The organism is Mesorhizobium sp. P170090 (assembly GCF_057786115.1).
This window is the reverse complement of the sequence record NZ_JBYNWH010000001.1, coordinates 1,373,261-1,397,249: the sequence shown is the minus strand read 5'-3', so window position 1 is coordinate 1,397,249 and position 23,989 is coordinate 1,373,261. Positions and strand designations below refer to the sequence as shown.

Annotated in this window: 25 protein-coding genes; 18 read left to right on the top strand and 7 right to left on the bottom strand. The window is 63.9% G+C overall.

The genetic code is table 11. From position 1 onward, the window contains the following. Positions 1–86 precede the first annotated feature (86 nt). Positions 87–578 carry a universal stress protein gene (locus AC3EML_RS06890; RefSeq protein ID WP_023672856.1) on the top strand — a complete coding sequence of 164 codons (492 nt, stop codon included), beginning with the start codon at positions 87–89 and terminating at the stop codon, positions 576–578. A 201-nt stretch (positions 579–779) separates the two neighbouring features. Next, a complete protein-coding gene (locus AC3EML_RS06885) occupies positions 780–1,349 on the top strand; it encodes a NifU family protein (RefSeq protein ID WP_023685140.1) in 570 nt (189 codons plus the stop codon). 182 nt (positions 1,350–1,531) lie between these two features. On the opposite strand, the gene AC3EML_RS06880 is transcribed toward AC3EML_RS06885, so the two are convergent. Next, positions 1,532–2,149, bottom strand: a complete 618-nt coding sequence (locus AC3EML_RS06880; RefSeq protein ID WP_023692663.1) for a L,D-transpeptidase — start codon at positions 2,147–2,149, stop codon at positions 1,532–1,534. A gap of 238 nt (positions 2,150–2,387) precedes the next feature. Here AC3EML_RS06880 and cueR point away from each other — a divergent pair, with 238 nt between their 5' ends. Further along, positions 2,388–2,804, top strand: a complete 417-nt coding sequence (gene cueR, locus AC3EML_RS06875) for a Cu(I)-responsive transcriptional regulator (protein ID WP_023672853.1) — start codon at positions 2,388–2,390, stop codon at positions 2,802–2,804. Between the two features lie 381 nt (positions 2,805–3,185). Here cueR and AC3EML_RS06870 read toward each other — a convergent pair whose 3' ends face one another. Next, positions 3,186–3,506, bottom strand: coding sequence for a hypothetical protein (locus AC3EML_RS06870; protein WP_023807719.1), 321 nt, complete (start codon positions 3,504–3,506; stop codon positions 3,186–3,188). Positions 3,507–3,670: 164 nt separating this feature from the next. On the opposite strand from AC3EML_RS06870, the gene AC3EML_RS06865 reads away from it, so the two are divergent. Beyond that, a complete protein-coding gene (locus tag AC3EML_RS06865; RefSeq protein ID WP_023672851.1) occupies positions 3,671–3,823 on the top strand; it encodes a hypothetical protein in 153 nt (50 codons plus the stop codon). 582 nt (positions 3,824–4,405) lie between these two features. Next, on the top strand, positions 4,406–4,906 hold the full coding sequence (locus tag AC3EML_RS06860) for an MmcB family DNA repair protein (protein ID WP_023806146.1): 501 nt from the start codon (positions 4,406–4,408) through the stop codon (positions 4,904–4,906). Positions 4,907–4,959: 53 nt separating this feature from the next. Here the strand turns inward: AC3EML_RS06860 and nhaA are convergent, their stop codons facing one another. From nhaA to AC3EML_RS06835, 5 genes are all read right to left on the bottom strand, one after another. Beyond that, complete coding sequence (gene nhaA, locus AC3EML_RS06855) at positions 4,960–6,147, bottom strand: Na+/H+ antiporter NhaA (protein ID WP_352461809.1); 1,188 nt, start codon at positions 6,145–6,147, stop codon at positions 4,960–4,962. A gap of 359 nt (positions 6,148–6,506) precedes the next feature. Further along, on the bottom strand, positions 6,507–7,070 hold the full coding sequence (locus tag AC3EML_RS06850; protein ID WP_023672848.1) for an ActR/PrrA/RegA family redox response regulator transcription factor: 564 nt from the start codon (positions 7,068–7,070) through the stop codon (positions 6,507–6,509). Between the two features lie 85 nt (positions 7,071–7,155). Further along, positions 7,156–8,481 (bottom strand): ActS/PrrB/RegB family redox-sensitive histidine kinase, encoded by a 1,326-nt coding sequence (locus AC3EML_RS06845; protein WP_023738116.1) that lies wholly within the window; start codon positions 8,479–8,481, stop codon positions 7,156–7,158. 32 nt (positions 8,482–8,513) lie between these two features. Continuing rightward, positions 8,514–10,976, bottom strand: coding sequence for an ATP-dependent helicase HrpB (hrpB, locus tag AC3EML_RS06840; RefSeq protein WP_352521709.1), 2,463 nt, complete (start codon positions 10,974–10,976; stop codon positions 8,514–8,516). Between the two features lie 41 nt (positions 10,977–11,017). Continuing rightward, entirely contained in the window at positions 11,018–11,908 is an 891-nt protein-coding gene (locus AC3EML_RS06835) for a DMT family transporter (protein WP_023711243.1), read from the bottom strand. A gap of 26 nt (positions 11,909–11,934) precedes the next feature. Between AC3EML_RS06835 and AC3EML_RS06830 the strand changes: the two genes are divergently transcribed. The 13 genes from AC3EML_RS06830 (at position 11,935) to AC3EML_RS06770 (ending at position 23,976) form a co-directional block, all read left to right on the top strand. Further along, positions 11,935–12,633, top strand: coding sequence for a PIG-L deacetylase family protein (locus AC3EML_RS06830; protein WP_352496914.1), 699 nt, complete (start codon positions 11,935–11,937; stop codon positions 12,631–12,633). Between the two features lie 251 nt (positions 12,634–12,884). Continuing rightward, complete coding sequence (locus AC3EML_RS06825; protein ID WP_352496915.1) at positions 12,885–14,216, top strand: ABC transporter substrate-binding protein; 1,332 nt, start codon at positions 12,885–12,887, stop codon at positions 14,214–14,216. A gap of 229 nt (positions 14,217–14,445) precedes the next feature. After that, a complete protein-coding gene (locus tag AC3EML_RS06820) occupies positions 14,446–15,393 on the top strand; it encodes a carbohydrate ABC transporter permease (protein WP_031198535.1) in 948 nt (315 codons plus the stop codon). Beyond that, on the top strand, positions 15,390–16,340 hold the full coding sequence (locus AC3EML_RS06815) for a carbohydrate ABC transporter permease (RefSeq protein ID WP_023696983.1): 951 nt from the start codon (positions 15,390–15,392) through the stop codon (positions 16,338–16,340). The genes AC3EML_RS06820 and AC3EML_RS06815 overlap by 4 nt, the downstream gene beginning before the upstream one ends. 214 nt (positions 16,341–16,554) lie before the next feature. Continuing rightward, positions 16,555–16,758, top strand: coding sequence for a hypothetical protein (locus tag AC3EML_RS06810; RefSeq protein WP_023694181.1), 204 nt, complete (start codon positions 16,555–16,557; stop codon positions 16,756–16,758). A gap of 2 nt (positions 16,759–16,760) precedes the next feature. Then, positions 16,761–17,873, top strand: a complete 1,113-nt coding sequence (locus tag AC3EML_RS06805; RefSeq protein ID WP_023732530.1) for an ABC transporter ATP-binding protein — start codon at positions 16,761–16,763, stop codon at positions 17,871–17,873. Then, on the top strand, positions 17,866–18,879 hold the full coding sequence (locus AC3EML_RS06800; RefSeq protein WP_023732531.1) for an ABC transporter ATP-binding protein: 1,014 nt from the start codon (positions 17,866–17,868) through the stop codon (positions 18,877–18,879). The genes AC3EML_RS06805 and AC3EML_RS06800 overlap by 8 nt, the downstream gene beginning before the upstream one ends. A gap of 64 nt (positions 18,880–18,943) precedes the next feature. Beyond that, positions 18,944–20,587 (top strand): dihydroxyacetone kinase subunit DhaK, encoded by a 1,644-nt coding sequence (locus AC3EML_RS06795; RefSeq protein WP_023732532.1) that lies wholly within the window; start codon positions 18,944–18,946, stop codon positions 20,585–20,587. A 70-nt stretch (positions 20,588–20,657) separates the two neighbouring features. Beyond that, the gene (gene dhaL, locus AC3EML_RS06790) at positions 20,658–21,260 is read left to right on the top strand and encodes a dihydroxyacetone kinase subunit DhaL (protein WP_352521710.1); all 603 of its coding nucleotides are present in this window, start codon (positions 20,658–20,660) and stop codon (positions 21,258–21,260) included. Next, positions 21,257–21,646 (top strand): dihydroxyacetone kinase phosphoryl donor subunit DhaM, encoded by a 390-nt coding sequence (gene dhaM / locus AC3EML_RS06785; RefSeq protein WP_023690004.1) that lies wholly within the window; start codon positions 21,257–21,259, stop codon positions 21,644–21,646. Before dhaL ends, dhaM begins: the two co-directional genes overlap by 4 nt. A 21-nt stretch (positions 21,647–21,667) precedes the next feature. Next, the gene (locus AC3EML_RS06780) at positions 21,668–21,970 is read left to right on the top strand and encodes an HPr family phosphocarrier protein (protein WP_023684207.1); all 303 of its coding nucleotides are present in this window, start codon (positions 21,668–21,670) and stop codon (positions 21,968–21,970) included. Then, positions 21,954–23,540: a phosphoenolpyruvate--protein phosphotransferase gene (gene ptsP, locus AC3EML_RS06775; RefSeq protein ID WP_023745213.1), complete on the top strand. Its 1,587-nt coding sequence runs from the start codon at positions 21,954–21,956 to the stop codon at positions 23,538–23,540. The genes AC3EML_RS06780 and ptsP overlap by 17 nt, the downstream gene beginning before the upstream one ends. A 10-nt stretch (positions 23,541–23,550) precedes the next feature. Next, positions 23,551–23,976, top strand: coding sequence for a hypothetical protein (locus AC3EML_RS06770; RefSeq protein WP_023668784.1), 426 nt, complete (start codon positions 23,551–23,553; stop codon positions 23,974–23,976). Positions 23,977–23,989: the final 13 nt, after the last annotated feature.

Below are 23,989 nucleotides of genomic sequence, written 5' to 3'. Positions count from 1 at the left end.
ACCGCACCATTCTGGCCCAAGGCCGGCGGCTTGCCGCCGGTCTGCGGCGGTGGCAGATTGCGGCCGAAAACATCGAGTAGATAGACATGGTCTCCAAACGCCTCAGTCGCGAAGCCGGCCATCGCAGGAAATTCCTGACGATCATCGACGACACGCCGGAGTGCGAGCGCGCCGTCGCCTACGCCTCCAAGCGGGCGCAGAGCACCAGCGGCACGCTGGTGCTGCTCTACATCATCACACCGGACGACTTTCAGCACTGGCTGGGCGTCGAGAAGATCATGCGCGAGGAAGCCAATGCCACGGCACGCGCGGCACTCGACGGCTACGCCAACAAGGTGCGCCAGAAGCTCGGCATCGAGCCCGAGATGGTGGTGCGCGAAGGCAAGCCGACCGAAGAGATCCACAAGCTGATCGAGGAAGACCAGGACATCGCCATCCTGGTGCTGGCGGCAGGTGCCGGCAAGGAAGGACCCGGGCCGCTGGTCGGGGCTGTTGCCGGCAAGGGCGCCGCCTTCCCTATTCCGGTCACAGTGGTGCCGCAGAACCTGTCTGACGAGGAGATCGACAGCCTCGCATAGAGAGTGATGCCGGAAGTGTGAAGCGGTTTCGGATAACATCACGATCCTGGATTTATAGCCCGCGCGGGATTCATTCCCAGCCAGCAAAAACATTCCGCCAGCCAGCCGTTTTGAGCGACGCGTTTCGCTTGAATGTCCAGCCGATTGAGCCTATTTAGAACTATTCCAAACTAGCTGCCCGACTGGGGCACGGAGACGGCCATGTTCATCCAGACCGAATCGACGCCGAACCCGGCAACGCTGAAGTTCCTGCCCGGCAAGGAAGTCCTTGTTGAAGGCACCGCCGATTTCCGCGACGCCGACAGTGCAGCCAGCGCCTCGCCGCTGGCCGGCCGGCTGTTCGAGATCCCCGGCGTGACCGGCGTCTTCTTCGGCTATGACTTCATCACCGTAACCAAGGACGGCCCGGACTGGCAGCACCTGAAGCCGGCGATCCTGGGCGCCATCATGGAGCATTTCATGTCGGGCGCGCCCGTGATGGTCAACGCCGGCCCCGCCGCCGAGACCAGCCAGACCGGCGAATTCTACGACAAGGCCGATGAGCAACTGGTCATCACCATCAAGGAACTGCTCGACACCAGGGTGCGCCCGGCGGTTGCCCAGGATGGCGGCGACATCACCTTCCGCGGCTTCGAGAACGGCACCGTGTTCCTGCACATGAAGGGCGCCTGCGCCGGCTGCCCGTCCTCGACGGCGACGCTGAAGCACGGCATCCAGAACCTGCTCCGCCACTTCGTGCCGGAAGTACAGCAGGTCGAGCAGGTCTCCTAAGACCCCTTCACGCATTCGAGCGAGCAACAAAAAACCGGGCCAGATTGCCCGGTTTTCTGTTTTGGACGTCCGTTGTTGCCTAGACGGTCCGCGTACGAAGGGTAACGCCTACTTTGACCATGATCTTCCCGAAAACCGGTTCCACTTTTCGCTTTCGTGGACCTCGGTTCCGGATCATGGTCCTACATCACGATGACCTTGGCACCGACCGACGTGCGGTCGTAGAGGTCGATGATGTCCTGGTTCATCAGCCGGATGCAGCCTGACGACATCGCCTTGCCGATCGAATTCCATTCCGGACTGCCGTGCAGGCGGTAGCCCATGTCGCCGCCCTTGTTGAACAGATACATGGCGCGCGCGCCGAGCGGGTTCTTCAAGCCCGGCTCCATGCCGCTCGCGAACTTCGCTAGCTCCGGCTGGCGCTGGATCATCTGCCGCGGCGGCGTCCAGGTCGGCCATTCGCGCTTCAGCGCGATATGGGCGGTGCCGTGCCATTCGAAGCCTTCGCGGCCGACGCCGATGCCGTAGCGGATCGCCCGGCCGTCGCCTTCGACGAAGTAGAGAAACTTGTTCTGAGTATCGACGACGATGGTGCCCGGCTTTTCCGAGGTGTCGTAGTTCACCTCTTGCCGGTGGTACTTCAGCGGCACCCTCTCGATCGGGATGCGCGGCAGTTGGTAGCCTGCATCGTTCACCGAACCGTAGTTGTTGGTGAACAGTTGCGAGCCGATCGTGCTGCAACCCGAGATCGCGGCCGACAACGCAAGTGCGGCGACGATTGCAAATGACTTCATGCGCATGAAATGGTCCGATGCCCCGCCAAGATGTCGCGACACGTTACGGCCGCTTTTCCTGAAATCATTCATGCTGGCATTTGCTTTGCTTGCCAAGCGCGCGATGCCTATATGCAGGAGCTTACGTGCCGGTAAGCCGTCAACTATGGCATTTCGGCAACAGGACTCACGGGATTGTGAAGGAAAAACAATGGGCGGCCCTGTCGGATAGCCTAGAATCAGGGAACCACATCGAGGAATCACAATGAATGTAGGCGATGCCGCGGCGCGGTCCGGCCTGCCGGCCAAGACCATCCGCTACTATGAAGAGATCGGCCTGATCGCGCCGGCGCGCGCCGGCAATGGCTATCGCGATTATTCCAGCGACGACATCCATCGGCTGGCCTTCCTGCGCCGTGCCCGCAACCTCGGCTTTTCAATCGACGATTGCCGCCAGCTGATGGCGCTCTACCGGGACCGCAGCCGCGCCAGCCACGATGTGCGCGAGATCGCCGCCGCCCATGTCAGCGCCATCGAGGAAAAGGTGCGCGAGCTGCAATCGATGCGCACGACCTTGCAGACGCTGATCCAGGCCTGCCATGGTGACGACCGGCCGGATTGCCCGATTTTGGATGATATTGCGGGGGCCGCGCAGGCCGCAGACAGGCGGGCCACGGTTTGAAGCACGGGCGCCGGGATAGACTGGGCGCCGGACGCGCAAGAAAAACCTCCAAAGGTCTATATCTCATTTGGCTAAAATTACGGAACGTCCAATGGACAAGAACGGAACCAAAGCGGTTACATCAGACCTTTGCGCTCACGACGTAAGACTTTAGTCCGGCCGATTTATAGCTAAGAACGGAAGTCGATCGGCACGACATAGGGCCGCTGCGGATCAATACCAGACTGCACCCAGACGAATATGGTGCGATCGCGGAAGACGCTCGGACCAAGCCGTCACCCAGGTTTGTCAACCGAATAATCGTCTGATGAGGCGCGCGGATGCTGGGGTCAAAATCCGAAAGCGACCGCCACCTTCAGACCGAACGAGTAAGAAGCAGACCTAGCTTGAGGTAGGTTCAAACTCTTCTCTGACTTCCTTCCAGAGCAAAAACTTGAATGGCCACGCTCTGAGATAGGGGATCAGCTTCTCTCGCGGCAGAGCCGCAAAAAGAAGGGTGGTCAGAACTGAAAACATACAGGACAGAAACGCCACAAAAGCTATCGGCATCATCAATACCGCAGTGAAGCCACCGACAATATGCGGCCAAGTACCCTTCTCAGCTACGATTCCCGCGCTAGCAAGAAGGCCAATCCCCAGCAAGATTAGGCCTATCGTGCCCAACGATACGAGCAGCGCGGTGAGTGCGGTTCTACGCTTCATATGCTTTGCCTCCCGGTAGCTATCTCAAGCATAGCGGGGATCAATCCGCAGGGCGCGTTGTAAAGTATATAGTCGCCCTGCGAAAGGCGATTGTATGGTTGACAAACCCATTTGCTCACGACCTTGGCTCTGCTAGTCTCGCGCTTGGGTTTGGGGGTCAAGACATGAATGCCGTTGAGTTTATCGACAAGGTTCTAACGCCGCTCGGTGGCGGGCTTGGCGTCCTGCTGGCATGCCGGTTTTCACCGCAACTTCGTGCGCAGGTCAGGCCTGGTCTGGAATTAGTGATGGCAGTTATTGTCGTGCTGATCCTGTGAGCCATCAAATGGCTCTAGGAGCTACCCAGCCGTAGGGAAGTTACCCATTTCGGAACCAAATTCCGCCTAACGCTTACGAGTCGTCGTTTCGTATACGGCTTGGTCATTTACAAGGTTTCGTATGCATCCGCCCTGATAGCCGCCAGTCGGAACGCGCTATGCTGGTGCGGCGTGGCGTGCAACGGCTGTTGCGGGACATGGGCCCTCTGCAGAACTGGCCCACGCTTGCCGCGGCGATAACAGGCCCTGACTGCCTCGATTTTTGATGATATGGCGGGCTTAGGCCGGGCGAAGGCAAGGCCGCTTCGGGCAGTGACATAAGCGGCCGGACCTCGCTCATCCGAGACTTCAGGACCTTTTCGGCCATCCCGCTTCTCACAAACGCGGAGATGACACCGATTAGAGATTCGATCCAACGCAGTATTGTCCGCAGTACTTCCCGTAGCGCCTGGCCCATGACGTGACATGCCTCTCGGATCATCAATCGTAGCAGGATTATATTCCTATCTGGCCGAATTTGTCAATCGGATTTTGCCCAAGCATGGGTTCAAACCGTGAACAAAATCTGGCATGGTGGCTGCCATGCCGATCATCTCCCCGATTCTCCTCAATCCCCTGATCGATGGCCGCCAGTCGGAACGCGCCATGCTGGTGCGGCGTGGCGTGCAGCGGCTGCTTATGCAAATGGGCATGCATGTGCTGCCCGAACTGTCGCTGGCCACCGGGCGGCGCGCCGACCTTGTGGCGCTGACCAGGCAGGGCGACATCTGGATCATCGAGATCAAATCCTCGATCGAGGATTTTCGCGTCGACCGCAAATGGCCTGATTACCGGCTGCACTCCGACCGCTTCTTCTTCGCCACGCATCCGGGCGTGCCCTCGGATATTTTTCCGGAGGAATGCGGCTTCATCCTGTCCGACGGCTACGGCGCCGAGATTCTGCGCGATGCGCCCGAGCACCGGATGGCGGCGGCAACGCGCAAGGCGCTGATGCTGCGCATCGCACGGGCGGGTGCGGCGCGGCTGCTGGCGGCGGAACTGGCGGGTGTGGCGGTGCCGGCGCTGGCGGGAGAGAGCGAGTAGACGAAGCTCAAGTTCCTCGCCCCGCTTTGCGGGGGCGAGGAACCCAAGAACACCTACTCCACCACCTCCTCCACCCCTGCCGCCGGCGCCATCAGGAGCACGGCGGCACCCAGCAGCGCTGCAACGAAGGACCCCGCCAGGATGCCGACCTTGACGGCGTCCTGCAGCGCCATGTCGTTGGCGAAGGCGAGCAGGCCGATGAACAGGCTCATGGTGAAGCCGATGCCGCAGAGCAGCGAAATGCCGATCATGTGCAGCCAGCCGGCATTGACCGGCAGGTCGGCGAAGCCGAGCCGGATGGCAAGCGCGGACGAGCCGAAGACGCCGACCAGCTTGCCCAGCACCAGGCCAGCGGCAACGCCGAGCGTCAGCGGCTCGACCAGGGCAGAGGCGCTGAGGCCGGCCAGCGACACGCCGGCATTGGCAAAGCCGAAGATCGGGATGACGAAGAAGGGCACGATCTTGTGCAGGCCGTGTTCAAGCCGGTGCAACGGCGAATGGTCGAGATCGTGGCCGCTGCCGTCAGAGATTTTCAGCGGAATGGTGAGCGCCAGCGCGACGCCGGCAAGCGTGGCATGCACGCCCGATTTCAGCACCAGCACCCACAGCACGGCGCCCAGCACGAGATAGGGCGTCAGCGCCGTCACCCGCATGCGGTTGAGCACGATGAGCACCGCGATGACGGCGAAGGCCGCACCGAGATAGGCCAACGACAGGGCGCTTGTGTAGAAGATGGCGATGATGATGACGGCGCCGAGATCGTCGATGATGGCGAGCGCGGTAAGGAAGATTTTCAGCGAGGCCGGCACGCGGCTGCCGAGCAGCGACAGCACGCCGAGCGCAAAGGCGATGTCGGTGGCGGTCGGGATCGCCCAGCCGGAGAGCGCGGCGGCGTTGTTGCGGTTGATGGCAACATAGACCAGTGCGGGAACCAGCATGCCGCCGGCGGCGGCGACGCCTGGCAGCACGCGGCGCGGCCAGGTCGAGAGCTGGCCGTCGAGCATCTCGCGCTTGATCTCGAGGCCGACCAGCAGGAAGAACACCGCCATCAGCCCATCGTTGATCCAGTGCGACACGCTGAGCGGGCCGAGATAGGCGTGGAGAGCGGCGAAATAGGTTTCGGCCAATGGTGAATTGGCGACGATCAGCGCAAGGGCTGCCGCAATCATCAGGATGATGCCCCCCGCCGCCTCGCCGTCGAGGAATTCGCGAAGGATGGATTTCGGCTGCTTGTCGCGCATCTGTGCTCCGTTGCCGGGTTTTCCGGCGGCGTTATTGCCGATGATGGGCAAAGGTCGATGGCACGGCAAGCGCAACTGTTTCCAGCGTTGGCGCCGCCCCAACCAATCCGCTTGGCGCTGCGGCGGACGCATAGGGGGAGAGAAGTGTCACCTATGTATCCGGTTCAAAGTGTTACCCATCTATCGGCTGGACAGCAGCTTCAGCCTCGCCGTCGTCTCCTGCAACGCCGGCGATTGGCGAAGCCGGCGATGAGAGCGCCCCTCTCCCCCGTCTCTATACGGGGAGAGGACGCCGGCAGGCAGGTGAGGGGCAGCGCTGAGGTCGGCAATTGGCGGCCGGCGCCGCCGGCGCGTGAACCTCAGCGTGGTGCGCGCTTGGCGAGTATCCGCTGCAGCGTGCGGCGATGCATGTTGAGCCGGCGCGCGGTTTCCGACACGTTGCGGTCGCACATTTCGTAGACGCGCTGGATGTGTTCCCAGCGCACCCGGTCAGCCGACATCGGGTTTTCCGGGGGGGCGGCGCGTTCGCCGGCGGTGCGGGTGAGCGCTGCAAACACGTCGTCGGCGTCAGCCGGCTTCGACAGATAGTCGATGGCGCCGAGCTTCACCGCGGTCACCGCGGTGGCGATGTTGCCGTAGCCGGTGAGGATGACGGTGCGGGCATCGTCGCGCTTCTCGCGGATGGCGGCGACGACGTCGAGGCCGTTGCCGTCGCCGAGCCGCATGTCGACCACCGCATAGGCCGGCGGATGGGCGCGCGCCTTGGCCACCGCCTCCTCGACGCTCTCGGCCGTCTCGACCACGAAACCCCTGGTTTCCATGGCGCGGGCCAGCCGCGTCAGGAACGGCTTGTCGTCGTCGACGATGAGCAGCGAGGTGTCCTCGCCTTCAACCATTGCGCCAATTGCTTCTTCGCCAGTCATTATCTTAAAAAATCCTGCTGCCTTAATTTTACGCAGATATAGTTCCTGAACGCCATTGTCCAATTTTGCCGCCTCCGCCAGGCTTTTACGCGGTGTCGAACATCGAGATCCCCACCGATTCCGGGTTGAGGAAGACGGTGCGGGGCCACGATATCTGCACGATGGCGCCCTCGCCCAGCCCGCTCGAATTGCGGAAATCGAGCGTGGCGCCGGAGCGTTCGAGCAAGGTCTTGGCAATGAAGAGCCCGAGTCCAAGGCCACCGCCGGCCTCGTTGCCCTGGCGTGTCGACATATAGGGCTCGCCGATGCGATCGATGATTTCGGGGGGAAAGCCCGGCCCGTCATCGATGATCGAGAAGGTGACGTCGAGTTCGTCCCAGCTCCATCGCACCGTCACACTGTTGCGGGCGAAGTCGACGGCGTTCTCGACCAGATTGCCGAGGCCGTAGATGACCCCGGGGTTGCGTCGTCCCACCGGTTCGGGGCCGACGCGCTCGCCCGGCCGAAGCTTGATCGAGATGCCGAAATCGCGGTGCGGCGCCGTCACCTCCTCGACCAGCGAGGTCAGCGGCAGACGGGACAGATGCGCCTCGCCCTCGGAGGACAGGCTGGTCAGCCGCTTCAGGATCTCGCGGCAGCGCTCGCTCTGCGACCGCAACAGCTTCACATCCTCACCATATTTCGGATCGTTACCCAGCGCCTTCTCCATTTCCTTGGAGACAAGGGCGATGGTGGCGAGCGGCGTGCCGAGTTCGTGCGCGGCGGCGGCGGCGAGGCCATCGAGCGCCGACAGATGCTGCTCGCGCTGCAACACCAGTTCGGTGGCGGCAAGCGCATTGGCGAGCAGGCGGGCTTCCTCGGCGACGCGGAAGGCATAGATGGCGGTGAAGGCGATCGAGGAAAACACCGCCATCCATATGCCGGCGACATAGATGAACGGCATGGGCAGCGGCGCGCCCTCATACCATGGCAGCGGCTGGTGGAAGAAGACCAGCAACGTGGCCGCCGCCATGACCAGCGCGCCGAGCACCGCAGTCAGCCGCAGCGGCAGCGACGCCGCCGAGATGACGACGGGCACGGTCATCAGCACCGAGAACGGGTTGGTGAGGCCGCCGGTCAAATAGAGCAGTCCGGCAAGCTGCAGGCTGTCGAAGGTCAGGATGAAAAAGGCTGAGAACGGGGTCAGCCGGTGCGCTGCCGGATAGCGGAAGGTCAGCACCAGGTTGAGCCAGGCCGAGCAGGCGACCAGCGCGAAGCAGAGGCTGACCGGCAGCGGGAACTTGAGCCCATAGGCGACGACCAGCACCGCCAGGCTCTGGCCCACGATGGCCAGCCAGCGCAGCCGGATCAGCGTGTTGAGGCGCAGCCGCTGGCTTTGCTGGAAGTCTGGCGCGTGCACGATGTTGATCATGGCCAAGGATTATAGCCGGGAAAGGACGAGCGCTAGGTCCCTCGCGGTTTGGCGCGGGCGGTGGCCGCAGCGAGCAGCGGATTTTCCGGCCAGACATGGCGGGGATAGCGGCCGCGCATGTCGGTGCGCACATCGGCCCAGGAGCCGCGCCAGAAGCCGGGCAGGTCGCGCGTCGTCTGGATCGGCCGGTGCGCCGGCGACAACAGCTCGAGCGTCAGCGGCACGGTGCCGTTGGCGATTGCCGGATGGCGGTCAAGGCCGAACAGCTCCTGCACGCGGATCGCCAGCACCGGCCATTCGCCGTCATAGCGGATCGGCACATGGCTGCCGGACGGCGCGTCGAAATGGGTCGGCGCCAGTGTGCCGATCTTGCGCTGCAAATCATGCGGCACCAGCGCCATCAGGCCCGACGACAGCGTGCCGGGATCGATGGCGGCGAAGGACGCCTTGCCCGACAGGAACGGCAGCAGCCAGTCGTCGAGGCGTTCGAGCAGGGCGGCTTCCGAAACATCGGGCCAAGGCGCACCGAGGCCGCGATGCAGCCAGCCTAGGCGCTGGCGCAGCGTCTCGCCGTCCTTGCTCCATTCCAGCAGCGACAGGCCGTGCTCGCGCAAGGCATCCAGGATGGCGCGGTCGGCGTCTGTTCCAGTTGGTGCGGGCAGCATGCGCTCCGACAAAGTGATGGCGCCGAGCCTGGCGGTCTCGCGCACGCGCACCGCGCGCCGCTCGCGGTCGAAGCTTGTCTCGCGGCGCGTCTCGATCCTGTCGGCGAGAGCGGCACGGATGTCGGTCTCGTGGACCGCGGCCGCGGCGGTTATACGGGCGTTTTGCGCCTTGCCTTGCAGATCGGCGACGACCAGCCAGGTCTCACCGGCCAGCGGATCGGCGGCGTCGAGCATGGCGCCGGAGCCGTTGGCGAGCACGAAACGCCCGCGCTCGCCGCGCGCTCTGGCGACACGGTCCGGCCAGGCGTGGATGAGGAGAAGACCGGCAGAAGCGGTTTCGCTGCTCTTGGCGCCGCCCGCCTGCTTCGCCAATCGCCCGGCAAGCTGCCTTGCCGCAACGGCGCGCGGCGACTTCTCAGTGCGAAAACGGATGAGCCGCCGTTCGAGATCGGCGCCATCGCCGCCGAGGCCACGCTCGGTGAGCAGGACGGCTAGCATCGCAGCCTCGAGCGCGTGGCCGCCGCCAGCGGCTTCAGCGACCATGTGTGCGAGCCGCACGGGCAGGGCCAGCTTGCGCATCGCGCCGCCCGCCTCCGTCAGCCGGCCGGCCGCATCGATGGCGTGCAGCGCCAGGAGCAGCGCCCGCGCCTCGTTGAGCGCGGGAATGGGCGGCGGATCGAGGAAGGAGAGACTTGCGGGATCGGCGACGCCGAAGGCGGCGCAATCGAGCAGCAGGCCGGACAGGTCGGCTTCCAGAATCTCGGGCGGGGTGAACGCGGGAAGGGCCGCCGTCTGCTCGGCCCGCCAGAGGCGGATGGTGACGCCTGGCTGCGTGCGCCCGGCGCGGCCGGCGCGCTGGTCGGCGGACGCCCTGGAAACGCGCACCGTCTCCAGCCGGGTCAGGCCGCTCGCCGGTTCGTAGCGCGGCAGCCGCGACAGGCCGGAATCGATGACGACGCGCACGCCGTCGATGGTGATCGAGGTCTCGGCGATCGACGTCGCCAGCACCACCTTGCGGCGGCCGGGCGGCGCCGGTTTGATGGCGGCATCCTGCGCCCTGTTGTCGAGCTGGCCGTAGAGCGGCACGATGTCAGTGTCGGCGCCGAGGCGGCCCTGCAGCCGCTCGGCGGTGCGCTCGATCTCGCGCTGGCCGGGCAGGAAGGCGAGCACGCTGCCGCTCTCCTCGGCAAGGGTGGAGCGGATCGCCTTGGCCATGGTGTCTTCGACGGGAACGCCGGCCGGCCGTTCGTCGTAACGGATGTCGACGGGAAAGGCGCGGCCTTGACTTTCGATCACTGGCGCGCCGGACAAAAGTTTTGCCACACGCGCGCCGTCGAGCGTCGCCGACATCACCAGCAAGCGTAAATCGGGCCGCAGCGCGCCCTGCACATCGAGCGCCAAAGCGAGGCCAAAATCGCCGTCGAGCGAGCGCTCGTGGAATTCGTCGAAAATCACCGCCGAAACGCCGGGCAGTTCCGGATCGTCGAGGATCATCCGCGCCAGCACGCCTTCGGTAACGACGAGGATTTTTGTCCGGGCCGATGTGCGGTTTTCCATGCGCATGGCATAGCCGACAGTGGCGCCGGGCTCTTCATCAAGCAATTCGGCCATGCGGCGGGCGGCGGCGCGGGTGGCGAGGCGGCGCGGTTCGAGCAGGACGATCTTGCCGGCGACCAGCCAGGGCGCATCGAGCAGCGCCAGCGGCACCAGCGTCGTCTTGCCGGCACCGGGCGGCGCCACCAGCACGGCGCTGTTGCCGGAGCCGAGCGCCTCGCTCAGGGCCGGCAGCACGGCGGATACCGGAAGCTCCGGCAAGGCTCTTGTCGTCATTGCGTCCGCATATCAGCGGTCACTATGGCCATGCAACCGGATCAAAGCCTCGTGCGCGCAAACGGGTTCCAGCGCACCGTGCCCAGCCGGACCTCCTCGCGCACCATGGTGAGCAGGCCGGACGCGCCAACGACGGCCAAGCCGACCAGCGATATCCAGTCCGGATACTCCTGGAAGAACAACGCGCCGAGGATGACCGCCCAGACGATCTGCGAATAATGCGTCGGCGCCATGCGGTTGGCCGGCGCGTATTTGGCGGCCAGCAGCTGCAGCAATTGGCCGCCGGCGGTAAAGGCGCCGCCCAGCACCAGCCACAGCAGCTGCATGGCGTTGGGGAGGGTGAACGATGTGGCGATGGTGCCGGCCCCGTTGAACAGCAGCCCGTAACCGATGAGCACGCCGAGCATGGTGGTGCGCTTTTCCTGCTGGGCGAGCGACCGCATCAGGATGACGCTGGCCGCGGCAAGAAAGGCCACCGTGAAGGCGGCAAGGTGTCCGAGATGCAACTCGCGAAAACCTGGCCGCACCACCAGCATGACACCTGCAAAGCCGGCAACCACCGCCAGCCAGCGCCATGGACCGACCTTTTCCTTCAGGATGACGGTCGAGAGAATGGTAACGCAAAGCGGCGCCAGGAAGATCAGTGCATAGGTCTCGGCCAGCGGAATGGTGGTGAAAGCGTAGACGCTGAGCACGCCCGAGGCGATGCCGGCCCAGGCGCGGGCCTGCACCGCCCATGGCCGCCCGGTGCGCCAGAAGTCGCGCCAGCGCTCATCGACTGGGCGGCTGAAAAACAGGAAGCAGCCGGCAAACAGCGTGATGAAGAAGCCGATCTCGAAGACGGTGAACTGTCCGCCAAGGCTCTTGATAACGGCATCGCTGCACGAATAGCTTGCATAGGCGATGAGGGCGAGCAGGATTCCGTTCGTCACGTTTTTCCATTTCCGGGGAGAGTGCAGTGAAGGTATTGGCGCTCGGCGCGCATCCCGACGACATCGAGATATTCATGTTCGGTACGCTGGCTGCCTATGCCACGCAAGGCGCAGAACTGACTTTTGCCGTGGCCACGGATGGCGCCAGGGGCGGCATGGGCGACCCGAGCGTTTTGGCTCGTGTCCGCCGCGACGAGGCGGCGGCCGCTGCGGCGTTGCTCGGCGCAACCCTTCGCTTTCTCGACTTTCCCGACGGCGAACTGGTGGCCGATGCGGCACTGATCGCTTCGCTGAAAGCGCTGATACGCGAGACCGCGGCGGATCTGGTGATCACGCATGCCCCCAACGACTATCACGCCGACCATCGTGCTTTGTCGGACGGCGTGCGCATCGCGGCCTCGTTCGGCGTCCCCGTGCTGCATGCCGACACGATGGGCGGCACCGGTTTTGTGCCGACGCATTACGTCGACATTTCCGCCTACGGCGATATCAAGACGCAGGCGATCCGAGCGCACCAGTCGCAGTGGCCGGAGCAATATGTCGACAGAGCGCGCGTCCAGAATGAGTTTCGCGCCGGGCAATGCAACAGCGTTCCCGGCTCCCTGGCCGAGGCCTTCCGATTCGAGCCAACATTTCCCTTCGCCGACATCCGCGCGCTGCTGCCGCCCGCGCCCCCTGTTCGGCCGGTGACGCCGCAGACGAAAATTATAGGCGACCCCGGCTAAGCAACTTCCGGGCGAGCCGTCCGGCAATCATCCAACGATTTCAATCGCCGTTTCGCCATGTTGCGGCGCAGCGACGAATTCGCTTGCCTTGTTTAGTAAAAATTGCATCACTAAACAAATTACTAAACATCTGCGGCGCACCGCGCCGCCCTGGCGACGCATAGCGTGCCGTGTTTAGCCCCTCGGTGGAGCGAGGGTTGAGGGGTTCTTGAAACGGCCATCCGGGCGCGTTTCGCAAATGGGAGGAAGGCATGAAATCGAGCTTGAAACTGGCGTTGGGGCTGGCCTCGGCGATTACCGCGTCGACAGCCGTCTCGAACGCGGCGCACGCTGAAGACCTGACGCTTTGCTGGGCCGCCTGGGATCCGGCAAACGCGCTGGTCGAACTGTCCAAGGATTTTACCAAGGAAACCGGCATCGGCATGAAATTCGAATTCGTGCCGTGGACCAACTATGCCGACCGCTTCCTCAACGAGCTCAACTCGCACGGCAAACTTTGCGACCTGATCATCGGCGACAGCCAGTGGATCGGCGGCTCGGCCGAGAACGGCCACTACGTCAAGCTGAACGACTTCTTCGACAAGGAGAAGATCAGCATGGACGACTTCGTGCCGGCAACCGTCGTCGGCTATTCCGAATGGCCGAAGAACACGCCGAACTACTGGGCGCTGCCGGCCATGGGCGACGTCGTCGGCTGGACCTACCGCAAGGATTGGTTCTCCAAGCCGGAGCTGCAGAAGGAATTCAAGGAAAAATTTGGCTGGGATCTCGGCCCGCCGACCACCTTCGACCAACTGAAGCAGGTCGCCGAGTTCTTCCAGAAGCGCGAGATAGACGGCAAGACCGTCTATGGCGCCTCTATCTACACCGAGCGCGGCTCGGAGGGCATCACCATGGGCGCCATGGACGTGCTCTACAGCTTCGGCTTCCAGTATGAAAACCTGAAGAAGCCCTACGAGATGGAAGGCTTCGTCAATTCGCCAGACGCGGTCAAAGGCCTGGAGTTCTACAAGTCGCTCTATGATTGCTGCACGCCTCCGGGTGCCTCGAACAGCTATATGGGCGAAGGCGTCGACGCCTTCAAATCCGGTCAGGTGGCCATGCACATGAACTTCGCCTTCACCTGGCCCGGCCTGCAGAAGGACGAGAATGTCGGCGGCGACAAGATCGGCTACTTCGTCAATCCGAAGGGTCCCGGCGGCGCCCAGTTCGCGCAGCTCGGCGGCCAGGGCATTTCGGTGGTGTCCTATTCAGACAAGCAGGAATCGGCGCTGAAATACATCAAGTGGTTCGCCAACAAGGATGTGCAGGCCAAATGGTGGTCGCTCGGCGGCTATTCCTGCCTGAACGCGGTGGTCAAGGACCCGGCCTTCCCGTCCAGCCAGCCTTATGCGCAGACCTTCCTCGACTCGATGGCGATCGTGAAGGACTTCTGGGCCGAGCCGAGCTACGCACCGCTGCTGCAGGCGTCGCAGAAGCGCTTCCACGACTATGTCGTAGCCGGCCAGGGTTCGGCCAAGGACGCGCTTGACGGCCTGGTCAAGGACTGGACGCAAGTGTTCCAGGACGACGGCAAGATGTAACCGGACCAACGGCTCCTCCCGAGCCTGACCCCAGAGGCGGATGATTTTCAGGCCGAATTGATCAGAAATCATCCGCCTCAGGGCTAAAAAGAGAGAGAGCATGATGTCGTCCGAAAACCGCTTCACACTTTTCGGCATCATGCTCTTGGTCCCGTGCTGCCCTTGGCACGGGACGCAGTTCAGATAAATTCCAGTGTCGAGACTTGACGTGACCGAAGCAGGACTCACCATGCTCAATCGGACTGCGGAGAACGTTGCCCGGGCGACCCCGGAGCCGTTGGCCCGCAAGGTCCGGGGGATCAGCGACAAGGGCCTCGCCTGGCTGTTCATCTCGCCGACGATCCTGTTGCTCTTGGCCATCAACATCTTCCCGCTGTTCTGGGCGATCTACCTGTCCTTCACCAACTTCCGCGCGAACCGCCCGAACGAGGTGGTGAAAAACCTCGGCTTCGCCAACTACCAGCGCATCCTCGGCGACCAGGACATCTGGATCGCCATGCAGACGACGGCGCATTTCGTGTTCTGGACGATCCTGCTGCAGACGCTGATCGGTTTCACGCTGGCGTGGCTGATCGACAGGAAGTTTCGCGGCCACGCCTTCTGGACGACCATCATCCTGGTGCCGATGATGCTGTCGCCGGCGGTGGTCGGCAATTTCTGGCGTTTCCTCTACGAGCCGCAGATCGGCCTGTTCGCCTACGCCATCTCGTTCGTCACCCGGATACCACCGACCGACATCCAGATGCTGTCCAACGTGTCGCTGGCGCCGTGGTCGATCATCATCGTCGACACCTGGATGTGGACGCCCTATGTCATGCTGATCTGTCTCGCCGGCCTGCGCTCCATCCCCGAATACATCTATGAAGCCGCCGAGGTCGACCGCGCGTCCAACTGGCGGCAGTTCTGGTCGATCACGCTGCCCATGGCGCTGCCCTTCATCATGCTGGCGGTGCTGTTTCGAGGCATCGAGAACTTCAAGATGTTCGACATGGTCAACCTGCTGACCGGTGGCGGGCCGGGCTCGACCACCGAGGTCGCCTCGATCACGCTGAAGCGGCAGGCCTTCGAGAGCTGGCGCACCGGATATTCCTCGGCCTTCGCCATCATCCTGTTCGTCGCGGTGTTTGGGCTGGCCAACATCTACGTCAAGGCGCTGAACAAGGTGAAGCAGAGATGAGCCTGACCACCGCCCACTCCGTCGTCGCCCCCTCGGCCAATTCGAAGCGGATCGCCGGCACGATCATCGTGCTCTACGCGCTGATCTCGATCGTGCCGTTGCTGTGGATCTTCGCCACCAGCTTCAAGACGCCGCCGGATTCGATCGCCTATCCGCCCAAGATTCTGTTCCAGCCGAGCATCGAGGGCTATTGCAACCTGTTCACGACGCGCACCAGGCAAACGCCCGACTACATCAACTCGCTCGGACCCGCGACCGGTTTCTGCGACGAGACCTCGCGCAAGCGCAACATGGTGATTGCCGGCCCGTCCAACTTCCTGCCGCGCTTCGTCAACTCACTGATCATCGCCTTCGGTTCCACCTTCTGCGCCGTATTCCTCGGCACGCTGTCTGCCTATGGTTTCTCGCGCTTCAAGGTGCCGCTGGCCGATGACCTTCTGTTCTTCATCCTGTCAACGCGCTTCATGCCGCCGATCGCGGTCGCGATTCCCATCTACCTGATGTACCGCGAGCTCGGCCTGTCCGACACCGCGCTGGGCATGATCCTGCTCTACACGGCGGTAAACGTGTCGCTGGCGGTGTGGCTGCTGAAAGGCTTCATCGACGAGATCCCGCGCGAGTATGAGGAAGCGGCGATGATCGACGGCTACACCAGGCTGCAGGCCTTCTGGCGCACCGTGCTGCCGCAAGCCACCACCGGCATCGCCGCGACCGCCATCTTCTGCCTGATCTTCGCCTGGAACGAATATGCCTTCGCCGCACTCTTGACGTCCGGCACCGCGCAGACCGCGCCGCCCTTCATCCCGACCATCATCGGCGAAGGCGGCCAGGACTGGCCGGCGGTTGCGGCCGGCACGACGATCTTCCTGGTGCCGATCCTGGTTTTCACCGTCCTGCTTCGCAAACAATTGCTGCGCGGCATCACTTTTGGGGCGGTGCGCAAATGATTGATGTGCCAGGTCGACCCCCACTCCCTCGAGCTTCGCTCGACACCTCTCCCCCGATCGACGGGGTAGAGGAAGGACGCGAACTTCATTCAGGCAGGCTGCCTTCCTCTCCCTCCGGAGGGGGGAGAAGTGGCGCTGCGAAGCAGCGACGGAGTGGGGGAACCACCTGGCAACCGTCTCGCCCCGTTGCCGGGCAGAAGGAAGGCAGCTACGCATGACGCGCCCAGCCATCTCCAAAAAGTCATCCTGGCCTCGCTGGGCCCGGCGCGGCCTCATGGAAAACATTGCGACGGCGCTCATCGCCGTCGGCTTCCTGATGCTGTTCCAGCCTTTCGCGCTCGCGCTCTACACCTACTCGTTCATCACCATGCTCGCCGGCACAGTGATGTTCATCATCGTCTCGAAATTCCCGGAATAATCATGGCCGAAATCCGCGTCCAACATTTGAGAAAGGCCTTCGGCGATTTCGTCGCCGTGCAGGATTCCAGCTTCATCGTCGAGGATGGCGAGTTCTTCGTCATGCTTGGCCCGTCGGGCTGCGGCAAGACCACGACGCTGCGCATGATCGCCGGGCTGGAACTGCCTACGGGCGGCCAGATCCTGCTCGGCGGCGAGGATGTCACCATGCGCCGGGCGCGGGAGCGGGACATCGCCTTCGTGTTCCAGCTGTTCGCGCTCTATCCGCATATGAATGTGCGCAAGAACATTGGCTTCCCGCTTCTCGCGCAAGGCATGCCCTCGGCCGAGATTCGAAGCCGTGTCGAGGAAACGGCGAAGCTGCTGCGCATCGACCATCTGCTCAACAAATCGGTCTCGGGCCTTGCCGGCGGCGACCGCCAGCGCGTGGCGCTCGGTCGCGCCATCGTGCGACGGCCAAAATGCTTCCTGATGGACGAGCCGCTCGGCACGCTCGACACCGAATTCCGCGATCTGATGGTGCATGAGCTGCGCGAGCTGCACAACCGCATCCACGCCACCACCGTCTATGTCACGCACGACCAGATGGAAGCGATGTCGATGGCCGACAAGATCGCCGTCATGAACCATGGCGTCATCGAACAGTTCGGCAGCCCGCGCGAAATCTACGACCGCCCGGCAACCATGTTCGTCGCCGATTTCATTGGCTCGCCGCCAATGAACTTTCTCGGCTTTGGCGGCGGATTGGCGAAGGGGGCGAAGGAGATCGTAGTGCAAGGCGCCAAGGTGGCGGTGCCGGAAGTGCGCGAGGATATCGCGCCGGCCGACATGGCGCTCGGCATCCGCCCCGAGCACATTCGCTTCGACGACGCCTCGAAACTACGCGGCGCCATCTATGGCACCGAATATCTCGGCACGACGCAGATCGTGGCCGTGGAAACGGCGGGCGGGATCATCAAGGCGCGGGTACCGGCCGAAATCCGGCTTGCTGCCGGCGACCATGTCGGCCTGACGCTGAACAGCGCGCGGTTGTCGCTGTTCGACAAGGGCTCGGGTCGGGCGGTGCGCACCGCTGTTCACGATACCGCCTCTCAAGGGAGAGCGCAGCATGGCTGACGTGCACATCAAGGGCGTGACAAAAAGCTTCGGCGACCATGTCGCCGTCGATGGCCTCGACCTTAACATCGCCGATGGCGAATTCGTCGTGCTGCTCGGCCCGACCGGCGCTGGCAAGACGACGGCGCTGAGATTGATCGCCGGACTGGAGCGGCCGGATGGCGGCAGGATCGATATTGGCGGCCACGATGCGACGACGCTGTCGCCGGCCGAGCGCGACACCGCTTTCGTCTTCCAGCAATATTCGCTCTATCCGCATCTGTCGGTCTACGACAACCTCGCCTTCCCGCTGCGCTCGCCGGCGCGGAAAGTACCGGAGGACCAGATTCGCCGCCGCGTCGAAGAGGTGGCAAAGATGGTGCGCATCCACCACAAGCTCGCCAACCGCTCGACCAAGCTGTCGGGCGGCGAGATGCAGCGCGTCGCCATCGGCCGAGCGTTGGTGCGCAAACCGTCGATCTATCTGATGGACGAACCGCTGTCGTCGCTGGATGCCAAATTGCGCGCCGATCTCAGGCTCGAACTCAAGCGCATCCAGGCCGAACTCGGCGCCACGATGCTCTATGTCACGCACGACCAGATCGAGGCGATGACCATGGCCGATCGCATCGGCATCCTCAATGACGGCGTGCTGGTGCAGATCGGCACGCCGCGCACAATCTATTCGGAGCCGGCCAACCTTCATGTCGCGGCCCGCCTCGGCCAGCCGGCGATCAACCTGCTGCCGGCCGGGCTGCTGCCTGATGGTGGGGCGCCGACCGGAACCAAGACCATCGGCGCGCGCACCGAGCATCTGTCGATCGAGAAGACCGCAAGCGGCCATGCCGACGGCGTCGTCGACTGGGTCGAACATCTCGGGGACCAGAACCATCTGCATGTTACGGTCGGCCCGAAGAAACTGGTGACGCTCACCGACCCCGATACGGATCTGGCCGAGGGCGACAAAGTGGTGATCCGCTACCGCTCGCCACTTTATTTCGGCGCCGACGGACAAAGACTGATGTGAGGTTTTCGGTATCTCGCCAAGGGCACGGCACCGGCTTCTGATTGACGAATACAGGACGAATTCGATGAAGCACTTTTTCAACCGCAGGGAAACGATCGTCACCGAGGCGCTGGACGGGCTGTTGCGGACTATCGGTTCCGGCGATCTCGCCCGCCTCGACGGCTATCCCGAGATCAAGGTCGTGCTGCGCGCCGACTGGGACAAGGCAAAGGTTGCCGTCGTCTCCGGCGGCGGTGCCGGGCACGAACCGTCCCATGCCGGGTTTGTCGGCAAGGGCATGCTGACGGCGGCGGTCTCGGGCGAGATCTTTGCCTCGCCCAGCGTCGAGGCGGTCCTGGCGGCCATTCGCGCGGTGACCGGCCCGGCTGGCTGCCTGCTGATCGTCAAGAACTACACCGGCGACCGCCTCAATTTCGGCCTCGCGGCCGAGAAGGCGCGCGCCGAGGGGTTTCGCGTCGAGATGGCGATCGTCGCCGACGACATTGCCTTGCCCGATATCAACCAGCCGCGCGGCGTCGCCGGCACCTTGTTCGTGCACAAGATATCAGGCCATTTGTCGGAGACGGGAAGCGGTCTGACAGCGATCGCGACAGCGGCTCGCGCGGCGGCGAAGGACATCATCTCGCTCGGCATGTCGCTGTCGTCCTGCTCGATCCCCGGCCAGCCACATGAAGAGCGGTTCGGCGAAAATGACGGCGAACTCGGCCTCGGCATCCATGGCGAGCCGGGCGTCGAGCGCATCGCCGTGCAGAGCGCCGACAGACTTGTGGCGATCATGGCGGAGCGGCTGGCCGCGCGGCTCGACCCGAACGCCAGCCACGCGTTGCTCATCAACAATCTCGGCTCGGTGCCGCCGCTCGAAATGTCGCTGGTCGCCAATGCCGTGCTGGCCTCGCCGCTGGCCAAGACCGTGAAGCTTGCGATCGGCCCCGGACCGCTGATGACGGCGCTCAACATGAACGGTTTTTCGCTGTCGCTGATCAAGCTCGATGCGGCGCGCGAGGCAGCCTTGCTGGCGCCTGTCGGCCCACATGCCTGGATGCCGGCCAAAACTGTCGTCGCGCCGGCTATCGTGCCTATGGCGAAAGCGGCTGGAAACAGCGCAGCCCAAAGGGCCAGCCAGGATTCCGGCACCAGGCGTTTGATCGTCACGGTCTGCGAACGGCTGATCGCGCTCGAAGAGACACTGAACGGGCTCGACGCCAAGGCGGGCGATGGCGATACCGGTTCGACGGTTGCGACCGGCGCGCGCAGCGTGCTGGAACGGCTCGATGCGCTGCCGCTGGCCGACCCTGCCGCCACGCTTGCGGCTATAGGCGATAGTCTGGGCGTCGCAATGGGCGGCTCCTCAGGCGTCTTGCTGTCGATCTTCTTCACGGCGGCGGCTCAGGCTTCGAACGGCGGAGCAACCCTGTCCAAGGCGCTGCTTGCCGGGCTTGACCGGATGACCTTCTATGGCGGCGCCAGGGTCGGCGACCGCACCATGGTCGATGCCTTGGAGCCGGCGCTGAAGGCGCTCGATGCCAAGGGGCTGGATGCCGCGGCTACAGCGGCACGGCACGGCGCCGAGGCGACCGCTGCCATGGAGAAGGCGAAGGCCGGACGCTCCGCCTATGTTGGCGCCAAATTGCAAGGCGTAGTCGACCCTGGCGCCCATGCCGTGGCCGAAGTGTTCGCGGCCGCCGCCGCGCTGCATGCAGCGGCCTGACGGCATGCTTCGATTGTCGAATGAAAACTCTTGCGATACTGCCGGCAGGATCGAAACCGGGAATCTGGACATGGCAGCGTTCGACCTTGCCAGGCTGATCACCGCCGCCGCGGACACGATCGCCGCTCACTCGGAAGAGTTGACCGCGCTCGACCAGGCGATCGGCGACGGTGACCATGGGCTGAACATGAAGCGCGGCTTCGAGGCTGTGCGCGCCGATGCCGGGGCGTTCGCTGCAAAGCCGCTGCCCGAGGCGCTGAAGGCGATCGGCACCAAGCTGGTGATGACGGTCGGCGGCGCGTCCGGGCCGCTGTTCGGCACATTGTTCCTGGCGCTGGGCAAGGAGATTTCAGGAGAGCCGGATCGCCCCAAGCTGACGGCTGCTTTCGGCAAGGCAATCGAGGCGGTGGCCGCCAGAGGCAAATCGCAGGTCGGCCAGAAGACGATGCTGGATGTGCTGTATCCGGTGCATGACGCGCTCGCGAATGGAAAGACAGGCTCGGAAATCGCTGATATTGCCGACGCGGCTGCCGAAGCGACCGTGCCGATGAAGGCAACACGCGGTCGCGCCTCATTCCTCGGCGACCGCTCAATCGGTCATATGGATGCCGGCGGACGCTCTGTGGCGCTGCTGGTGCGGACCATCGCCGAAACCGTCGAGGGCCAAGCATGAGCAATGTCGGCATCGTCATCGTCTCGCATTCCCCGCTGGTTGCCGAAGGCACGGCCGACATGGTGCGGCAGATGGTGGGCGACGAAGTGCCGCTTGCATGGTGCGGCGGAAACGGCCATGGCGGGCTCGGCACCAGCGTCGAAGCGATCATGGGCGCCATCGACAAGGCGTGGTCGGAGGCGGGCGTCGCCATACTGGTCGATCTCGGCGGCGCCGAGACCAATTCGGAAATGGCGGTGGAAATGATCGGCGAGCCGCGGGCGCAGAAGATCGTCGTCTGCAACGCGCCGATCGTCGAAGGCGCGGTGATGGCCGCGACGGAGGCGTCCGGCGGCGCCTCGCTGAAGGAAGTGGTGGCGACGGCGCATGAATTGTCGCCGTCGTGAGCGAACGGGAATTTTGACCTGATGTCCGCATTTGCCGAGGCCACCGTCCTGATCACCCACGAGGTAGGTCTGCACGCGCGCCCTTCGGTGAAGTTCACCAAGCTTGCCAAGAGCTTTGCCGCCGAGGTGGAGATTGCGCTTGCCGCCAACGGCCCATGGTTCGACGCCAAGAGCATCGTCAAGGTGATGGCGGCCAGGGCGCCGAAAGGCACCATGCTGCACATCCGGGCCACAGGCGACGGCGCCGATGATGCCGTGAGAGCGCTGGCCGAGCTGGTGCGACGCGGTTTCGACGAGGATGCGGGCCATGCCCGAACCGCTTAGGCTGCAAGGCATTTCGGCCTCGGCCGGCTATGCCGAGGGGCCGTTGTTCAACCTCGACAACGGCACCGCGCACTACACGGGCAAGGCGAGCGCCGCGGACGAGAAGGCCGCATTGGAAGCAGCTATCGCCAGCGCGACGGACCGGCTCGCGACCCTGATCGAAACCGCCGATGACGAGGCCGCCGGCATTCTCGAATTCCAGCTCGCCATGCTTGGGGACGAGGCACTGACCGGCCCGGCTTTTGCCGCGATCGCGTCCGGCATGCCGGCTGACATGGCCTGGCGACAGGCGCTGGACGCCGAGATCTCCGGCTACGAAACGTCGGACCAGGACTATTTCCGGGCTCGCGCCGCCGATATCAGCGATATCCGCGACCGCGTGCTGCGCGCCCTTACCGAGGAGCAGGAGAGCGCTCCACCAGCCGGCGCCATTCTCTATGGCGAGGACATCGCGCCGACGCGCTTTCTAGAGACCGACTGGAGCACCGGCGGCGGCATCGCGCTGAGGGCCGGCAGCGCCGCCAGCCACGTCGCCATGCTGGCGCGCTCGCGCGGCGTGCCGATGGTGGTGGGGCTTGGCGCTTCGCCGGCTAATCCCGTCGGTCTGGCTCTGCTCGATGCGGAGCATGGCGGTATCGTGCTTTCGCCGACCACGACCGAGATCGAAGCGTTCCACCGGTCCTCGTCCTCGTTTGTGGCACATCGAGATAAGGCCGGAGTCTATCTCGCGAAACCGGCGGTAACCCGGGCCGGGACGACAGTGCGCGTGCAGGTCAACATCGCCGATCCGTCCGAGGTCGACGGCATCGACATTTCGACCTGCGACGGGGTCGGGCTGATGCGCACCGAATTCCTGTTCGGCAAGGCGCCGCCGGACGAGGAGACGCAATACCAGGCCTATCGCAAGGTGCTGGAATGGGCAGGCGACAAGCCGGTAACCATCCGTACCGTCGACGCCGGCGGCGACAAGCCGGTGCCGGGCTTCACGGTCGAGGAGAGCAACCCGTTCCTCGGGCTGCGTGGCATCAGGCTGTCGCTGGCAAGGCCGGAGGTGTTTCGCGTACAGATCCGGGCGCTGCTGCGCGCGGCGGTGCACGGCAATCTGAAGGTGATGTTTCCGATGATCGCCGTCGCGGAGGAATACCAACGCGCCGCCGCTCTGTTCGTGGAGGAGCAGGCCGGGCTTGCCGCGCGCGGCATCGCCCAAAAAATGCCGCCGCTCGGCATCATGGTCGAGGTGCCTTCGGTGGCGATCGCGCCGGAGGCGTTCGCCGATGTCGCCTTCTTCTCGATCGGTTCGAACGATCTGACCCAATATGTAATGGCGGCTGCCCGCGATAACGCAGCCGTGGCGCATCTTAATTCTGTCCGCCATCCCGCCGTGTTGCGGCTGATCGGCTCGGTTGCCGCTTTTGGCCTGCGCGCGAAAATTCCAGTCAGCCTGTGCGGCGATGCCGGCGGCGATCCGGCATCGATCCCGGCACTGCTCGAGGCCGGCCTGCGGGATCTCTCGGTGGCTCCCGCCCAACTCGCCATGGCCAAGGCGGCCATCTCGGATGCATCGGTCTAGGATGACTGAGATGGCCGACAAGACACCAGAAGCCGGCTCCGAAGAGGCGATCCGCGCCTACAAGACGATCCTGTCGCAGGTCATCGACCAGCGACCGTCGGGTATGCGACAACGCCTTGCCGACGCGCTTGGCAAGCACCGCAGCTTCGTCACCCAGATTTCCAGCGCGGCCTATTCGACCCCGATCCCGTCAAAACATCTGCCGGCTATTTTTTCGGTCTGCCATTTCAGTCCGGCCGAGCGCGATCAGTTTCTGGCTGCCTATCATCTGGCGCATCCCGGCAAGATGTCGGTTGCGGCAGGCATGCGCAAGACCCGGCATGTCTCGCTGATCGTGCCCGATTTCGGCGACGACAAGCAGAATGCAGCGCTCGACAAGGCGATCAACGAATTCATCCAGAAGATCACCAGCATCACCGGCAGGAGTGGCGGCTGATCGTGTTGTGTCG

Bases quoted from the DNA above. Each gene is read 5' to 3' on its own strand.
- AC3EML_RS06890 (WP_023672856.1), top strand. From the start codon at position 87: ATGGTCTCCAAACGCCTCAGTCGCGAAGCCGGCCATCGCAGGAAATTC.
- dhaL (WP_352521710.1), top strand. From the start codon at position 20,658: ATGGCAGCGTTCGACCTTGCCAGGCTGATCACCGCCGCCGCGGACACG.
- nhaA (WP_352461809.1), bottom strand. From the start codon at position 6,147: ATGCGCGACAAGCAGCCGAAATCCATCCTTCGCGAATTCCTCGACGGC.
- AC3EML_RS06885 (WP_023685140.1), top strand. From the start codon at position 780: ATGTTCATCCAGACCGAATCGACGCCGAACCCGGCAACGCTGAAGTTC.
- AC3EML_RS06820 (WP_031198535.1), top strand. From the start codon at position 14,446: ATGCTCAATCGGACTGCGGAGAACGTTGCCCGGGCGACCCCGGAGCCG.
- AC3EML_RS06860 (WP_023806146.1), top strand. From the start codon at position 4,406: ATGCCGATCATCTCCCCGATTCTCCTCAATCCCCTGATCGATGGCCGC.
- AC3EML_RS06865 (WP_023672851.1), top strand. From the start codon at position 3,671: ATGAATGCCGTTGAGTTTATCGACAAGGTTCTAACGCCGCTCGGTGGC.
- AC3EML_RS06800 (WP_023732531.1), top strand. From the start codon at position 17,866: ATGGCTGACGTGCACATCAAGGGCGTGACAAAAAGCTTCGGCGACCAT.
- cueR (WP_023672853.1), top strand. From the start codon at position 2,388: ATGAATGTAGGCGATGCCGCGGCGCGGTCCGGCCTGCCGGCCAAGACC.
- AC3EML_RS06850 (WP_023672848.1), bottom strand. From the start codon at position 7,070: ATGACTGGCGAAGAAGCAATTGGCGCAATGGTTGAAGGCGAGGACACC.
- AC3EML_RS06870 (WP_023807719.1), bottom strand. From the start codon at position 3,506: ATGAAGCGTAGAACCGCACTCACCGCGCTGCTCGTATCGTTGGGCACG.
- AC3EML_RS06780 (WP_023684207.1), top strand. From the start codon at position 21,668: ATGTCCGCATTTGCCGAGGCCACCGTCCTGATCACCCACGAGGTAGGT.
- AC3EML_RS06815 (WP_023696983.1), top strand. From the start codon at position 15,390: ATGAGCCTGACCACCGCCCACTCCGTCGTCGCCCCCTCGGCCAATTCG.
- ptsP (WP_023745213.1), top strand. From the start codon at position 21,954: ATGCCCGAACCGCTTAGGCTGCAAGGCATTTCGGCCTCGGCCGGCTAT.
- AC3EML_RS06770 (WP_023668784.1), top strand. From the start codon at position 23,551: ATGGCCGACAAGACACCAGAAGCCGGCTCCGAAGAGGCGATCCGCGCC.
- AC3EML_RS06825 (WP_352496915.1), top strand. From the start codon at position 12,885: ATGAAATCGAGCTTGAAACTGGCGTTGGGGCTGGCCTCGGCGATTACC.
- AC3EML_RS06845 (WP_023738116.1), bottom strand. From the start codon at position 8,481: ATGATCAACATCGTGCACGCGCCAGACTTCCAGCAAAGCCAGCGGCTG.
- dhaM (WP_023690004.1), top strand. From the start codon at position 21,257: ATGAGCAATGTCGGCATCGTCATCGTCTCGCATTCCCCGCTGGTTGCC.
- AC3EML_RS06880 (WP_023692663.1), bottom strand. From the start codon at position 2,149: ATGCGCATGAAGTCATTTGCAATCGTCGCCGCACTTGCGTTGTCGGCC.
- AC3EML_RS06795 (WP_023732532.1), top strand. From the start codon at position 18,944: ATGAAGCACTTTTTCAACCGCAGGGAAACGATCGTCACCGAGGCGCTG.
- AC3EML_RS06810 (WP_023694181.1), top strand. From the start codon at position 16,555: ATGACGCGCCCAGCCATCTCCAAAAAGTCATCCTGGCCTCGCTGGGCC.
- AC3EML_RS06805 (WP_023732530.1), top strand. From the start codon at position 16,761: ATGGCCGAAATCCGCGTCCAACATTTGAGAAAGGCCTTCGGCGATTTC.
- hrpB (WP_352521709.1), bottom strand. From the start codon at position 10,976: ATGACGACAAGAGCCTTGCCGGAGCTTCCGGTATCCGCCGTGCTGCCG.